The sequence below is a fragment of the Streptomyces sp. NPDC111744 genome, assembly GCF_055634995.1.
Genome location: NZ_JBVKCG010000016.1, coordinates 126825 through 140116 on the forward strand (window position 1 = coordinate 126825; position 13292 = coordinate 140116).

The following is a 13292-nucleotide window of genomic DNA, read 5'->3' on the forward strand; positions in this document are numbered from 1 at the left end:
GCCCCGCAGTTGCCTACCGGCCGTACGCCTCCGAGATGACCGCGTTCGCCGCCGGGGTGGCGAACGCGGCGGGCAGCGGTGCCACGATGACGGCCGCCGTCGCCGCCGCGGCCACGAACGCGGCGCCGGCTACACGCGATGTGCCGGGTCTGTGAATCCGCACGAGGGTGACTCCTTCAACGTCCGCCCCAGTTGGGGCACATGACGTGCTTTCGACCGGTGGGATCCATGAGACCGGCTGAGGTTACGCGCGTAGAAGACGCAACAAGGGGTGTGCGGTTAAATCTGCGGGTCCACCAGGACCTAGCGCAACAGCCCCGCCGGGCCGAACGAGCGGGGCAGAAAGCGTTCGGCCATGCGGGCGTAGCCGGCCGCGTTCGGGTGCAGGCCGTCGGGGAGGTCGGCGATGTCCTCGGGGCCGAAGAGCGCGGTGCCGTCGATGAGGTGGAGACGGTGGTCACCGGCCTTCCGCCTGCGCTCGACGTGCTCGGTCAGCAGCTCGCGGACGCGCTTCAAGGTCATTGAGCCCAGCACGAGTTCGGCGGGGCGGTCGAGGGTGCGGACCCTGCCGTCGGCACCGGGCAGCGTGGGGCCGGGCCGGGTTTCGGCGGCCGGGCAGATGATGGGGCTGACGATGAGGATCGGTGTGTCCGGGTGCCCGTCTCGGATCGTGTCGAGGAAGCCGTGGAACGCCGGGACGAAGGCGCGTTCCCGCATGGTGTCGCCGTTCACGATGTTGATGCCCAGTTCGAGGCTGATCGCGTCGGCGGGCAGATCGCGGATGGCCCGGGCCATGAAGGGGTCGAGGTGGCATTCGCCGCCGAGGCCGAGGTTGACGAGCGAGCGGCCCGCGCGCCGGGCGACGATCGCCGGCCAGGTGCCGGTCGGGCGATCCGCCTCCGAGCACTGGCTGATCGAGCTGCCGTGGTGCACCCACACCGGGCCGCTCGCCGGAGCCGGCCGCACCGACGCCTCCGCCGGTACGCGTACGTCGACGAGTTGGGTCGCCCGTGAGTTGGACAGCCAGATCTCGACGCGGCGCTCCCGGGGCTCGGACCCGAGGGTGAACCGGACGGTGGCCGGTGGCGCCGGGTGCTCGTCCAGGGCCATGGTGGCGGGGTCGACATGGATGACGGTCTGGTCGGAGCTGGTGACGGGGGCCCGCAGTTCGCCGTCGACGACCAGGTCGAAGACCGCGTCGGACGGCTCGGATCCTGTCATCACGACCTGGGTGATCTGGGCGTCCAGCTCGATCCCGGTGGCGTCCGTGAGCATCTCCAGCCGCACTCCGGAGGGCACGGTGCTGATGAACTCGTATGTGGTGTCGGCCAGTTGGGCGCGCCCGGGGCCGGGAGCGCGATGCAGGGCGACCCCGGCAGGACCGGGGGTCTTCTCCAGTGCTCCGACGACACAGCCGAGCGCGAGAGCGAGGATGGAACGCACGGGGCGACTCTCCTTGGGGATGGCGTGGAAGGGTGCTTCTTCCCCGGATACCGGCCTGTGCTCAGAATGCCGCCGCCGACCGGCTCTCGGGCACGATGATGACGCCCTTTTTCATCCGATGGGCCGCCGAGGGAGCGGAAGAAGGAGACCACCGAGCTCGCCGACCCGCACCGCCGGCTCTCGGCCTTCCGGCCGGCCTCGCTCCGCCCCCCTCGCCCCGGCCGTGGAGAACGACGGCGCGCGCCTGACCGCGCCCGATCCCGTCCCTGCGCAGCGCCGTGCTGGCAGGATGACGGCATGGAACGTGTACTTGGAATCGGTGGATACTTCCTGCGGGCCACCGACCCGGCGGCCCTGACCGCGTGGTACCGCGACTGCCTGGGCCTGGATGCCGACGACCACGGCCTGTGGCGTCAGCAGGCCGGGCCCACGGTCTTCGCGGCCTTCGAGTCCGAGACCGACTACTTCGGATCCCGCACCCAGCAGACCATGCTCAACTTCCGCGTCCGCGACCTGGACGCCATGCTGGCGCAACTCCGCGCCACGGGAGCGGACGTGGCCGAAGAGACGCAGGACATGGACGGTGTCGGCCGCTTCGGCTGGGTCACCGACCCCGAGGGCAACCGGATCGAACTGTGGCAGCCCGCCTGAGGTGAACGCCGCGGGCCGGCAGGGGCGCCCCTGATCAGGGTCGGTGTCAGTGATGGTGGCCGTGTCGGCCGAGGGTCTCCGCGGGTGTCGCGCCGGGGCGGGTCCACTGCGGCACGGGGCGGCTGGTCGGGCCCCAGGTGGCGTTCCCGTCCGCGTCCGAGCGCCAGGACCAGCAGGGGTTGTCCCCCTTGGGCCAGCCCTCGGGCTTGTCCTCCCAGGCCTCGCCGCGGCCGTACGGCGTCATGTCGAGCAGGCCGAGGGACCCGTTGACCCGCTCGTTGCCACGGCCCGTCGTGGAGTAGGTGAGGAACACGCGGTCGCCGTCACGCAGGTAGCTGGCGAGGTAACCCATGGGGCCGCCGGCCGGCCCCTCCACGTCGCGCACCGAGTACCAGGGCTGGGTGTAGCCCATGAACTCGAGGTAGGGGGCCACCTCGTCCCACCGGCCCGTCGTCAGGACGGCGAATGAGACGCCGCGGGCGTTGAGGTAGACGTCGTCCTTCAGGTGCCAGGCCGTGGTGGTGCAGCCCTCGCACTGCCCCTGGTGCGGTGCGCCGTCGTGCCACATGTGCTTGTAGACCACGAGCTCGTCGCGGCCCTCGAAGAGGTCCAGGAACGGGATCGGGCCGTCGGGTCCGACGACCTCGACCGTCCCGTCGAACTCCACCATCGGCAGCCGGCGGCGGGCCGCGGCGAGTGCGTCGCCCTCGCGGGTGTGCGCCTTCTCGCGGACCAGCAGCTCGTCCCGGGCGGCCTGCCAGGTGGCCAGGTCGACGACGGGCGGGCGCCCGGGCAACGAGGTGGTCGATTCGTCCGGCGGGGTGGTCATGGTGTCCTCCGTGGTGTCCGGTACCGGGCAGCGTCGTACGACCGATTCCTACGACGGTCACCGGAACAGACTCCCGGCCCTGCCGAAACTCACCGCGACACGCAGAGACTCCCGCCGTTTCCTCGGGTTCAGTACTCCGTCGTCTGCGACTCCAGGTACGTCTTCAGGAAGGCGTACCTGGCTTCGCCGGCCGCCGCCGGAATCGGTACGACGAGACCGCGTCGGCGATCTCGTGGTCCCGGGCGGTCCACGGGCGGTCGGTGCCGTCGAGACCGCCGAAGAGGTAGTACAGGTCGGCACCGTGGAAGGCGCCGGCCGTCGAGGCGCCCTGGCCCGGCGTGATCGGGTTGCTGGTGTCGGTACCCGGGGGGACGTGGCTCCGCTACCGGCCCGTCCGCGGATGAGTCGCCTCATGGGGGGCATGCGTACAGCGAAGGCCGATCGGCGCGCTTCGAGCTGCGGACATCCTGGCACGGTGTTCCGGCACGGGCTGCCGGCCGGCCTCGCGTTCCCGTACCGGAAGAGGAGGTCTGCCTATGGTCGAGCATCCGAACACCCCTGCACCACCGCCCGCCGAGAAGGCCGCGGAGACCCAGGAGCAGCGGGCCCTGGACGAACGCAACAGGCGGCTGGCGCGTGCCGGTGTGGCCCGTGCCGAAGAGCTGTTGCTGACGTACTACCGGCTCTCGTCGCGCGAGGAGTCGTTCGAGCTGCTGCGCGACACCTCCCAGCGGTTCAACCTCAAACTGCACATCCTGGCCGCGGCTGTCGTCCGTCTTCCCGTCCCCGAGGCGACGGCTCCGCGATGGCTTGCGGGACGCCCGCACGCGGGCCCTCCCCCGCTGCCCGCCCTGCACCGGAACGGAACGCGTCCGGAGGGCCACGGGGCGGTCCTCGACGCCGCGCTGCAGCGCACCCTGGACATCACCGGGACCGGTATGGGAAATGTGCAGCTGGTGGAGAACCGGCTGCTGCGCATGGTGCGGCACACCGGGCTGAACCGGCGCTTCACCGACTACTTCACCTTCGTCGACAACGGGTCCACCTCGTGCGCGCAGGCGGCCGAGGAGGTCCGGCAGGTCACCGTGAAGGACGTCAGCTCCTGCGACACCTTCGACGAGCGCTCCCGGCAGACGATCCTGCAGGCCGGCAGCCGCGCCTGCCACAGCGTCCCCCTGGTCAGCCCGAAAGGGCAGGTGGTCGGCATGATCTCCAGCCACCACGAACACCCCCTGCACGAGCTCGCGCCGGCCCAGCTGTCGGCTCTGGAACAGCTCGGCGGACAGGTGGGCCGCTGGCTGCTCTGGCACCACAGCACCGTGGTGGTCGACGCCCTCAACGATCTCCATGTCCGGGCCACCCGCCGACGCTGATCCCGCCTCCTGCCCGTCCCGGGCAGCGAGGGGTGAGAGCATCCGTCTCATGAATGATGCGGGCGGTCGCGCGGCTCGATGGTGGGCGGCGCTGCGCCGCACGCCGGTGGCAGTCTGGAACGACGACATCACGGACTGGGCCGCCGCGCTGACCTATTACGCGGTCCTGGCCCTCTTCCCCGTACTGCTGGTGATCCTCTCGGTCCTGGGGCTGACCATCCCCACGGCCAGACCGGAGGTCATCGACCGCATCGCGCAGGCGGCTCCGGCCGCGTCCCGTTCCCTGCTGCGCGGGACCCTGCGGCAGATGGCCGGGCAGTCGTCGGCGGCGTGGACACTGATCGTCCTGGGCGGGGCGGGAGCGCTGTGGTCGGGATCCAGCTATCTGAGCGTCTTCCGGCGGGCGTTGCACGCCATGTACCGGATCAGCGCGCAACGGCCGCTCTGGCGGACCGCGCCACGCATCATCATCACGGCCCTCGTCCTGATCGTGCTGCTTCTCACGTCCGTTCTGGCGTTGTTCCTCACCGGCAGCCTGGCCGCGTTCCTGGGCCGGGCGCTGGAACTCGGCAGCGGGCCACAGGCGGTCTGGGACACGCTCCGGTGGCCGCTCGTGGTCGTGGTCGCCGTCGTCATGGTGCTCGTCCTGTACCACTCGGGCCCCGAGCCCTCCCGCCGTGTCAGAAAGATGGCACCGGGCGGTGTGCTGGCGGTGTTCCTTCTGTTGGCCGTCTCGCTGGGCTGCACCGTCTACACCTCCCATGTCGGCAGCTACAACCGCCTCTACGGTTCGCTGGGAGGCGTCGTGGTCTTCCTGATCTGGCTGTGGCTGTCCAACCTGGCTCTGCTGATCGGCGCCCAGTTCAACGCGGAACTGGCGAAGACCGCTCAGGGAGAGTGAGCCGCACCTCAGGACGCGTCCGTGTTCCAGTCCAGGCGCAGGACGGCCAGGTCGTCGGTGTGGCGGTCCGCGTTGAGGGCGCGGGTGCGGGCGATGAGCCGGTCCAGATGGGTGCCGGGATCGGGCGTGTGCAGCGTGTCGATGAGGCGCAGCAGGCCGTCCACTCCGAGCCGGGCGCCCGTACCGTCCGCGAAGCCCTCGATGAGCCCGTCGGTGTAGGCGATGAGCGCTCCGTCGGTGGGCAGGGCCAGCGTGGTGGCGGGCCAGTGGCCCAGTCCGGGTGCGATGCCCAGCGCGATTCCGTGGGCGGCGCTGACCTGCCGGGTGCCCTCGGGGGTGACGAGCAGGGGTTCGTGGTGGCCGGCCAGGTGCAGGGTGAGGGTGGCGGCCTGCGGGTCCAGGGTGATCAGGGCGCAGGTGGTGAACAGGTCGCTGCCCGCGCGTTCGGCGATGTGTATCTGTTCCAGCAGGTGCAGCAGGCGCTGGGCGCGGTGGCCGCCGAGAATGAGAGCGCGCCAGGCGATGCGCAGGCACACCCCGAGCGCGGCGGCGTCGGGGCCGTGACCGCTGACGTCTCCGATGATCGCGTGGACCTGCCCGTCGTCGGTCTGCACGACATCGAGGAAGTCACCGCCCAGCAGGGCCTGGGCCCGTCCGGGGTAGTAGCGGCTGGAGGCGGTGACAGCCGTGGTGGACAGCAGTGGTTCGGGCAGCAGGCCGCGTTCCAGGCGGGCGTTCTCCGCGGCGCGCAGGCGCCCGATCTGGAGGGCGGCGTTGGCGAGTTCGGCCTGCTTTCGCTGGACGGCGTAGCGGACGGCGCGCTGCATCAGGTCGGGTTCGACCTTGCCCTTGACGAGATAGTCCTGGGCGCCGACGGCCAGCGAGTCCACTCCGGCGCGGGGTTCGTCCAGGCCGGTCAGGACGATGATCGCGGCGTGGGTGTCCGCCTGGATGGTCCGGATCGTCTCCACCCCGGAGGCGTCGGGCAGGTGCAGGTCGAGCAGGACGCAGTCGACTGGCCGGGCCGCGAGTGCGCGGTGTGCTTCGGCGGCGGTGTGACACCGCGTCAGGGTGTACGGCAGATCGGTGTCGTGGAGCAGTTCCTCGACCAGCAGGGCGTCTCCGTCGTCGTCCTCCACCAGCAGGACGTCGTACTGCTCGGCGTGCTGCTCGCCACGGCCTGCGGATGGACCGGTCACGACTGTGTCTCTCTGTCCGGGACGGCCGTCGCGGCCGTGAGGGCGGAAAGGGCGGGAAGGGTGAAGACGACGCGGGTGCCGGGCCGGTGGTCGGGGCCGATGCCGATCGTGCCGCCGTGGAACTCCACGACCTTCTTGCACATCGCCAGACCGATGCCGGTGCCCGGATATGCCTCCCTGGTGTGCAGCCGCTGGAAGATGACGAAGACCTTCTCCTGGAACTCGGGCTCGATACCGATCCCGTTGTCGCTGACCACGAACTCCCAGGTCCCGTCGGTCTCGGTCGCGCCGATGTGGATCCGCGGCGGCCGATCAGGGTGCCGGAACTTGATCGCGTTGGACAGCAGGTTCCGCAGCAGCATGCCCAGCTGGGTCGCGTCCCCGAGCACGGTGGGCAGAGGGTCGTGGGTGATCTCGGCGCCGGTCTCCTCGACGCTCACGCTGAGGTCGTCCACGGTCGTGCTCAGCACCTCCTCCAGGTCCACGGTCCGTTGCTCGTTGTGGACCCGGCCGACCCGGGAGAAGGCCAGCAGGTCGTTGATGAGGTTCTGCATACGGTTGGCGCCGTCGACGGCGAAGGCGATGTACTGGTCGGCCTTCTCGTCCAGCTGCCCCCCGTAACGCCGTTGCAGGAGCTGGGTGAAGCTGGACACCTTGCGCAGCGGTTCCTGCAGGTCGTGCGAGGCGACGTAGGCGAACTGCTCCAGTTCCGTGTTGGACCGCTTCAGGTCCTCGGCCTGCTCGTCCAGCAGCCCGCGGGCCTCCTCGCTGAACCGCAGCTCCGCCACCAGGCGCAGGCGCATCGACTCCACGTCGGAGGCGAGCCGTCGCAGGTCCGCGGGGCCGGTGCCGTCGAGGGAACGGTCGAAACGGCCCTGCGCCACTTCACGGGCGGCCGAGCCGAGCATGCTGAGGGGGCCGGTGACACCGCGTCGCAGCCCCTCGAAGACGAGCCCGGCCACCAGCACGATGACGACGGCGATGACGGCGAACATCCAGTTCCGCAGGGTCACCGCCTGCCGCAGCTGACGGGTGGCCGTCGTCCGCTCCTGGTCCAGGTGGGCCTGCTGACGTGCCATCGCGCGGCGCAGGGAGTCGAACGAGGTCTTGCCCTCGTCGGCCCGTGCCGCGGCGACGGTCGTGGCCTCCTCGGGGGAGGCCGTCGCCACGGGGTGGGCGATGCGCTCCTGCCAGGTCCCGGCGAGTCTCTCCACCTCGGCCAGGTCCGCACGGGCCCGGCCGTCGTCGAGCAGGGGCCGCAGCCGCTTGAGCGCCGCCTGCTCGCCGGCCACACCCTGCGCGTAGGGCTGCAGGAAGTCCCGTTGTCCGGACAGGCCGTAGCCGCGGACGCCGGTCTCCTGGTTGACCAGAGCCGTCTCGACCCGGATCGACTCGATCAGGGCGGGCGAACGCCGGTCCACCAGCGCGGTCGTGATCTGCGAGGTCCGCCACATGGCCCAGCCGCCCAGCGACCCCAGCACCGCGAGGACGACCAGGGTGGCGGCCACACCCACCCGCAGCCAGCGCCGGGTCGTCCAGCCCGCGAACGCGCCCACGGCGCCTGACGGCTTCCTTCTCATCGCGGTGGGCTGCTCCCTCGGCCAGCTGTTCCGGGCCGCACCTCGGCGCGCGGCAAGCACACTGTACTAGCGGCCCGACAACGTATGTTGTCCCCTCCTGGATCAACGCCCTAGGGTGATGGCATGCCCGCTCTTCCTCCCCCTCCCCGTCCGCCGAGTGGGGATGCGGACGTGCTGGTGACCCAGGTGGTGGACGAACTGACCCGGCTCCTCACGCAGGAGACCGCCCACCCTCCGGCGGAGCCCGTCGACACGGCGGGCGAGGCCCGTCGGCATGCTCTGCTGCGGTTGCGGGTACTCGCAGGCGTCAAAGAGGCCGTCAGACACCTGGAGGACCAGGCCGCCCACGCCGCCGCCGCGAGCGGCGCCGGCTACCCCGAGATCGGCCGGGCCGTCAGTATGAGCCGCCAAGGAGCTCGGCGCCGCTGGCCCGGGCTGATCACGAACAGCACAGACCACTCGACCCGCCACCCCACACACCGGAGTTCGTGAATCATGGCTGCCGCCGCAATCCGCCCGTACGACGTGCTGCTGGTCGAGGACGACGTCGCCGACGCGATGCTCATCCAGGACGCCCTCGCCGAGCGCGGTACGCGCAACCTCACCCAGGTATCCGACGGTATCGAGGCCCTGAACTTTCTGCGCGACCCGGCCAACGAGCGCCCGGACCTCATCGTGCTCGACCTCAACATGCCCCGGATGAACGGGCGCGAGTTCCTCGCCGTGGTCAAGGAGGACGCGGATCTGCGGACCATCCCGGTCGTCGTGCTGACCACGTCCGTGGCTCCCGCCGACGTCAACGGCGCGTACCAGCACCACGCCAACGCCTATGTCACCAAGCCCGTCAACCTGGAGGAGTTCGAGACGGCCGTCCGCAGCATCGACGCCTTCTACCTCGACATCGCCGTCAAGCCCCCCAGGGAGTAGGAGCATCCGATCGTGACCGAGGTGCGGCCGCGCCTGTTCCGGGTACGGTCGACGCACGGCGAGGGCGCGTGCTGACCGGGTCGCCGGAGTCCGGAGACTGGGCGAGGACTTCCCCGCACCCGGTCCAGCGGATCTGGCGCGACCTCGGTACCGTCTCCCGCCACGGCGGCGTCAACCCCGACCTGGGCCGGGAGATCTACGGCCGCAGCCTGCTGGGCGTCGCCGAACAGCCCACCTTCGTCATCTGACGCCGTCGATGGTGGCGATCAGGTTGTGGGGGGCGTTTGGCCGGTGACCCGCCCGGCTGCCCGTGGCGCGTGATTCCCTCCCGGGTCGACGAGACCCTGCCGGAACTGGCCCCGTTCGTCCGCGCGGTGCAGGGGCGGCGGCCCGACGACGGTACGTGGTGCGAGGCGTGGACGGTGCGGGACGTCCTGGCCCACCGGACGGGCAACGCCGAGGAACTGGCCCGGGTGCTCCAGGCGTTCCTCGACCGGTCGCCGGTGGAGACCAGGGGCTTCGAGCGGGAGGCCCCCTGTCGTCGGATGTCCGACGCCGAACTCCGGGCGGTGTTCCTGAGCCGTTGCGAGAAGCTCACCGAGGTCCCCGCGGCCGCCGCACAGGACCTGTCCCCCGACACGGAGGTGCGGTGGACCGGGCGGTCGGTGAAGGTCCCGTTCTTAGGGTGCGCGCCCTCCTCAGCGGCTACTGAGACCGACCCGACGGCTGCTGAGAGACCCTCCCGCCCGGCGGGCCGGCCCCCGTCAGGAGTCGACCCGGCGCTGTTCGGCCGTGTCGTGGCGCTCGGCCTCGTCCTGGACCAGCATCGACAGCAGCGCGGCCACGGTCAGGCCGGCCTCGGCCGGGTGGCGCAGGACCTTGCCCGGGTCGATCCGGTAGTGGTTGGTGCGGCCGTTGCGCGTGTGGGAGAGGTAACCGTCCTGCTCCAGATCCGAGATGATCTTCTGGACGGCGCGTTCGGTGAGCCGGCAGCGCGCGGCGATGTCACGGATCCGCGCGTTGTGGTTGCCGGCGATGCTGGCCAACACCCGCGCGTGATTGGTCACGAACGTCCACCCCGTGTGCGGCTCAGGAACTCCGTCGTCTCCCATCACGCCCAAATCGTACGGCTACACGTTCACACATCCAAAAACACGAAAGCAAATTCGCGTATGCCTTGGCGTGTCACGGGGAACGCACGACCCTGGAGGAAGACTTGGGGAGGAGGCGACCATGCCGGAAACGCCCATTGAAGGGCCGTCGACGAGCCCGTGCTGTGTCCTCAGCCCGTCATCGTCCGCCGGCGCTCTGCGGGTGTGGACGGGACCGGACGGCGGACGGGTGACGGTCACCGTGAGCGGGAAGTGCTCTCTCGACGAGAGCGAGCACCTACGGCGTGCCCTGCGCAACGCCCTCACCAGGTCGGTCCACGGCGTGGACCTGGACCTCGGCGGACTGGTGTTCGCGGACTGCGCCGCGCTCAACGTCCTGCTGGGCCTTCGGAGTCAGGCCGTCGCGGCGGGCAAGACCGTGATCGTCACCGCCGCCGGCACCGCCGTGGAACGCCTGCTCACCCTCACGGACACATACGAACTCTTCTCGTCGGCGCACGACCACACCGATCGGCGCGAGGACCCCGATCCGGGCGATCACACCGGTCCGTGCGCGGACACCGGCGACCGGCTGCTCCAGACCGAGGTCGTCCAGCTCGGGCGTGCGCTGCGGACCCGGCCGGACATCGACATGGCCCGCGGAGTCCTCATGGCGTCCTTCGGTCTGAAGGCCGACGAGGCGTGGGAGGTGCTGGTCTCGGCCTCTCAGCACACCAACACCAAGCTGCACCGCCTGGCCCAGGACGTGGTGACGGCGGTACGGGGTGCGCCACACAGCACCACGGGGGCCGAGGTGCGTATCCCCATGACTGCCAGGAACAGCGAGGCCGCCGTCAGCAGGGCGACGGCCGGCCGCAGCCGGACCAGGCCGCGCCGAGCGCGCATCCGGCGCATGAAGCGGCGGTCGGCTCGCAGCTCCGCCTCGATCCGCGACAGGACGAGACGCCCGTGCGGCGAGAGCCGCACGTCCTTCGAGGGTTCCGCAGCTTCGGCCACGATGACGGCACCTCCCGGGGCAGTGTCAGCGGCCGAGTGCCCGCGATACCGCGGCTGATGCCGCCGTCCCGGACGGCGGGTGGCCGGCCGCGTCGCCGGCTTCGGCGGAACCTCTTACGGAGTCGTGACGTGCGGGCGCGCTCGCGTGGTCCGGCGCCCGTGCCGGCCTAGCGTGGCGGTATGCGTGTACTGGTCACCGGCGGTGCCGGGTTCATCGGGTCCCATGTCGTCGAGGCGCTGACGGCGCGCGGGCACGAGGCGGTCGTGTTCGACGTGCGCGACGATCCGGGCGCCGACGTGCGCAATCCGGCGGCGGTCGGGCGGGCGCTCGCGGGCGTGGACGCGGTCTGCCATCAGGCCGCGATGGTCGGTCTTGGGGTGGGGTTCGGGGACGCGGCGGAGTACGTCTCCCGCAATGACCTCGGTACGGCCGTGCTGCTCTCCGCGATGGCCGAGGCGGGGGTACGGCACCTCGTGCTGGCCGGGTCGATGGTCGTGTACGGGGAGGGCCGGTACGAGTGTCCGCGCCACGGTGTCGTACGACCGGGGCCGCGCGCGGTCGCCGATCTGGAGGCCGGGCGGTTCGAGCCGAACTGTCCCGTGTGCGGCGCCGAGTTGGCACCGGGGCTGGTCGCCGAGGACGCGCCGGTCGATCCACGCAATGTGTACGCCACGACCAAGCTGGCCCAGGAGCATCTGGCCGCCGCCTGGGCCCGGTCGACGGGCGGTTCGGCGGTGTCCCTGCGCTACCACAACGTGTACGGCCCCCGGATGCCCCGTGACACCCCCTACGCCGGCGTGGCCTCCTTCTTCCGGTCGGCGCTCGCCCGGGGTGAGGCGCCCCGGGTGTTCGAGGACGGGCGGCAGCGCCGGGACTTCGTGCATGTCCGGGACGTGGCCGCCGCCAACGCGGTGGCCCTGGAGGCGCGGCCGGAGCCGGGTGCGCTGACCGCGTACAACACCGGCAGCGGCGAGCCGCACACCGTCGGCGAGATGGCCCGCGCGCTGGCCGACGCCCACGGCGGGCCGACGCCGGTGGTCACCGGGAAGTTCCGGCTCGGGGACGTGCGGCACATCACGGCCGACTCCTCGCGGCTGCGGGCCGAGCTGGGCTGGAAGGCCGAGGTCGGCTTCGCCGACGGGATGCGGGAGTTCGCGCGGGTGCGGTGAGCTACGGCGCCGTCGGCAGCGTGACCTCGAAGCGGCAGCCGCCCGGGATGTTGTGTACGGTGGCCCGCCCCTGGTGGGCCTCCACGATCCCGCGCACGATGGCGAGGCCCAGTCCCGCTCCGGCAGGGGGCGTCCGCGCGTGACTGCCGCGCCAGCCGGTGTCGAAGACGCGGGGCAGGTCCTCCTCGGGGATACCGCCGCAGCCGTCCGTGACGGACAGGACGACCCCCTCCGGACCGCGCTCGGCGGCGACCGCGACCGTGCCGTCGGGCGGCGTCCGGCGGATGGCGTTCACCAGCAGATTGCCCAGCACACGGCTCATCTCCTTGCCGTCCACCTCGACCGGCACCGGCTCCACCCGGTCGCCGACCAGCCGTACGCCGTGCTCACGCGCCAGCGGGTCGGCGCCCGCGAGCGCGTCGCCGACGAGGTCGTACAGCGACATCCGGCTCGGGCTCAGCGCGAGCGTCCCGGCGTGGATGCGGGAGAGTTCGAAGAGGTCGCCGACCATGTCGTTGAGGCGTTCGACCTCGGTGCGGATCTGCTTCAGATAGCGGTCCGGGTCGGTGGCGACGCCGTCCTCCAGCGCCTCCGACATGGCGCGCAGACCGGCGAGCGGGGTGCGCAGGTCGTGCGAGATCCAGGCGACCAGTTCCCGGCGCGAGGTCTCCAACGCGCGCTCCCGCTCCCGGGACTCGGCGAGCCTCGCGCTGGTGGCCGCCAACTCGCGGCTCACCGCGGCCAGTTCGGCGGTGGCCGGAGCCGCGGGTACGGCGAAGTCGCCCTCCTCACCGAACGAGCGTGCGGCGAGTGCGAGTTCGCGGCTGCGGGCGCCGACCCAGCGGCCCAGTATCAGCGCGCTGGCAAGGGACACCACCGCCGCCATCGCGACCACCGTGGTCACCACCGACAGGTCGTGCGAGGAGAGGAGCATCGCCCAGGCGACGGCCAGGGTGCCGGCGAGCATCGCGACCACGCCGACGGCGGCGACCACGGCGATGGACAGGGTGAGCGAGCGGCGCCGGAGCAGGCGCAGCGCGGCCGCTCCGGCGAGCCCGGTGAGGGCGGCGCCCGCCAGGGCGTACAGAGCGATCAGCAGGGTGTCACGCAT

Annotated in this window: 15 protein-coding genes and 1 pseudogene; 9 read left to right on the forward strand and 7 right to left on the reverse strand. The window is 71.4% G+C overall.

The window, feature by feature from the left end:
• Nucleotides 1-13: 13 nt before the first annotated feature.
• Both ACZ7OO_RS30440 and ACZ7OO_RS30445 read right to left on the reverse strand, forming a co-directional pair.
• Nucleotides 14-163, reverse strand: coding sequence for a hypothetical protein (locus ACZ7OO_RS30440; RefSeq protein ID WP_471509589.1), 150 nt, complete (start codon nucleotides 161-163; stop codon nucleotides 14-16).
• Nucleotides 164-303: 140 nt separating this feature from the next.
• On the reverse strand, nucleotides 304-1443 hold the full coding sequence (locus ACZ7OO_RS30445; protein ID WP_471509591.1) for an SGNH/GDSL hydrolase family protein: 1140 nt from the start codon (nucleotides 1441-1443) through the stop codon (nucleotides 304-306).
• Nucleotides 1444-1740: 297 nt separating this feature from the next.
• Here ACZ7OO_RS30445 and ACZ7OO_RS30450 point away from each other — a divergent pair, with 297 nt between their 5' ends.
• On the forward strand, nucleotides 1741-2094 hold the full coding sequence (locus tag ACZ7OO_RS30450) for a VOC family protein (protein ID WP_352223221.1): 354 nt from the start codon (nucleotides 1741-1743) through the stop codon (nucleotides 2092-2094).
• A 46-nt stretch (nucleotides 2095-2140) separates the two neighbouring features.
• On the opposite strand, the gene ACZ7OO_RS30455 is transcribed toward ACZ7OO_RS30450, so the two are convergent.
• Nucleotides 2141-2923 carry a DUF899 family protein gene (locus ACZ7OO_RS30455; RefSeq protein ID WP_471509593.1) on the reverse strand — a complete coding sequence of 261 codons (783 nt, stop codon included), beginning with the start codon at nucleotides 2921-2923 and terminating at the stop codon, nucleotides 2141-2143.
• A gap of 536 nt (nucleotides 2924-3459) precedes the next feature.
• On the opposite strand from ACZ7OO_RS30455, the gene ACZ7OO_RS30460 reads away from it, so the two are divergent.
• Nucleotides 3460-4296 carry an ANTAR domain-containing protein gene (locus tag ACZ7OO_RS30460; RefSeq protein ID WP_471509595.1) on the forward strand — a complete coding sequence of 279 codons (837 nt, stop codon included), beginning with the start codon at nucleotides 3460-3462 and terminating at the stop codon, nucleotides 4294-4296.
• A gap of 49 nt (nucleotides 4297-4345) precedes the next feature.
• On the forward strand, nucleotides 4346-5197 hold the full coding sequence (locus tag ACZ7OO_RS30465) for a YihY/virulence factor BrkB family protein (RefSeq protein ID WP_471509597.1): 852 nt from the start codon (nucleotides 4346-4348) through the stop codon (nucleotides 5195-5197).
• An 8-nt stretch (nucleotides 5198-5205) separates the two neighbouring features.
• Here the strand turns inward: ACZ7OO_RS30465 and ACZ7OO_RS30470 are convergent, their stop codons facing one another.
• Together ACZ7OO_RS30470 and ACZ7OO_RS30475 are read right to left on the reverse strand one after the other, a co-directional pair.
• Nucleotides 5206-6396, reverse strand: a complete 1191-nt coding sequence (locus tag ACZ7OO_RS30470; RefSeq protein WP_471509598.1) for a PP2C family protein-serine/threonine phosphatase — start codon at nucleotides 6394-6396, stop codon at nucleotides 5206-5208.
• Nucleotides 6393-7976, reverse strand: a complete 1584-nt coding sequence (locus ACZ7OO_RS30475; RefSeq protein WP_471509600.1) for a sensor histidine kinase — start codon at nucleotides 7974-7976, stop codon at nucleotides 6393-6395. Before ACZ7OO_RS30475 ends, ACZ7OO_RS30470 begins: the two co-directional genes overlap by 4 nt.
• Nucleotides 7977-8147: 171 nt before the next feature.
• Between ACZ7OO_RS30475 and ACZ7OO_RS30480 the strand changes: the two genes are divergently transcribed.
• From ACZ7OO_RS30480 to ACZ7OO_RS30495, 4 genes and pseudogenes are all read left to right on the forward strand, one after another.
• Nucleotides 8148-8468, forward strand: a complete 321-nt coding sequence (locus ACZ7OO_RS30480) for a hypothetical protein (protein WP_471509602.1) — start codon at nucleotides 8148-8150, stop codon at nucleotides 8466-8468.
• 3 nt (nucleotides 8469-8471) lie between these two features.
• A complete protein-coding gene (locus ACZ7OO_RS30485) occupies nucleotides 8472-8903 on the forward strand; it encodes a response regulator (RefSeq protein ID WP_471509603.1) in 432 nt (143 codons plus the stop codon).
• Between the two features lie 68 nt (nucleotides 8904-8971).
• Complete coding sequence (locus tag ACZ7OO_RS30490; protein ID WP_471509605.1) at nucleotides 8972-9151, forward strand: hypothetical protein; 180 nt, start codon at nucleotides 8972-8974, stop codon at nucleotides 9149-9151.
• A 69-nt stretch (nucleotides 9152-9220) separates the two neighbouring features.
• Nucleotides 9221-9550, forward strand: a pseudogene (locus ACZ7OO_RS30495) (maleylpyruvate isomerase N-terminal domain-containing protein); the annotation flags it as partial.
• A gap of 117 nt (nucleotides 9551-9667) precedes the next feature.
• Here the strand turns inward: ACZ7OO_RS30495 and ACZ7OO_RS30500 are convergent.
• On the reverse strand, nucleotides 9668-10015 hold the full coding sequence (locus tag ACZ7OO_RS30500) for a helix-turn-helix transcriptional regulator (RefSeq protein ID WP_471509768.1): 348 nt from the start codon (nucleotides 10013-10015) through the stop codon (nucleotides 9668-9670).
• 121 nt (nucleotides 10016-10136) lie between these two features.
• Here ACZ7OO_RS30500 and ACZ7OO_RS30505 point away from each other — a divergent pair, with 121 nt between their 5' ends.
• Both ACZ7OO_RS30505 and ACZ7OO_RS30510 read left to right on the forward strand, forming a co-directional pair.
• Entirely contained in the window at nucleotides 10137-11069 is a 933-nt protein-coding gene (locus tag ACZ7OO_RS30505) for an ANTAR domain-containing protein (protein WP_471509607.1), read from the forward strand.
• A 122-nt stretch (nucleotides 11070-11191) separates the two neighbouring features.
• Nucleotides 11192-12181, forward strand: a complete 990-nt coding sequence (locus ACZ7OO_RS30510) for an NAD-dependent epimerase/dehydratase family protein (RefSeq protein WP_471509609.1) — start codon at nucleotides 11192-11194, stop codon at nucleotides 12179-12181.
• Nucleotide 12182: 1 nt separating this feature from the next.
• Here ACZ7OO_RS30510 and ACZ7OO_RS30515 read toward each other — a convergent pair whose 3' ends face one another.
• Nucleotides 12183-13292: a sensor histidine kinase gene (locus ACZ7OO_RS30515; RefSeq protein WP_471509611.1), complete on the reverse strand. Its 1110-nt coding sequence runs from the start codon at nucleotides 13290-13292 to the stop codon at nucleotides 12183-12185.

Bases quoted from the DNA above. Each gene is read 5' to 3' on its own strand.
- ACZ7OO_RS30450 (WP_352223221.1), top strand. From the start codon at position 1,741: ATGGAACGTGTACTTGGAATCGGTGGATACTTCCTGCGGGCCACCGAC.
- ACZ7OO_RS30455 (WP_471509593.1), bottom strand. From the start codon at position 2,923: ATGACCACCCCGCCGGACGAATCGACCACCTCGTTGCCCGGGCGCCCG.
- ACZ7OO_RS30460 (WP_471509595.1), top strand. From the start codon at position 3,460: ATGGTCGAGCATCCGAACACCCCTGCACCACCGCCCGCCGAGAAGGCC.
- ACZ7OO_RS30465 (WP_471509597.1), top strand. From the start codon at position 4,346: ATGAATGATGCGGGCGGTCGCGCGGCTCGATGGTGGGCGGCGCTGCGC.
- ACZ7OO_RS30475 (WP_471509600.1), bottom strand. From the start codon at position 7,976: ATGAGAAGGAAGCCGTCAGGCGCCGTGGGCGCGTTCGCGGGCTGGACG.
- ACZ7OO_RS30485 (WP_471509603.1), top strand. From the start codon at position 8,472: ATGGCTGCCGCCGCAATCCGCCCGTACGACGTGCTGCTGGTCGAGGAC.
- ACZ7OO_RS30500 (WP_471509768.1), bottom strand. From the start codon at position 10,015: ATGGGAGACGACGGAGTTCCTGAGCCGCACACGGGGTGGACGTTCGTG.
- ACZ7OO_RS30505 (WP_471509607.1), top strand. From the start codon at position 10,137: ATGCCGGAAACGCCCATTGAAGGGCCGTCGACGAGCCCGTGCTGTGTC.
- ACZ7OO_RS30510 (WP_471509609.1), top strand. From the start codon at position 11,192: ATGCGTGTACTGGTCACCGGCGGTGCCGGGTTCATCGGGTCCCATGTC.
- ACZ7OO_RS30515 (WP_471509611.1), bottom strand. From the start codon at position 13,292: ATGCGTGACACCCTGCTGATCGCTCTGTACGCCCTGGCGGGCGCCGCC.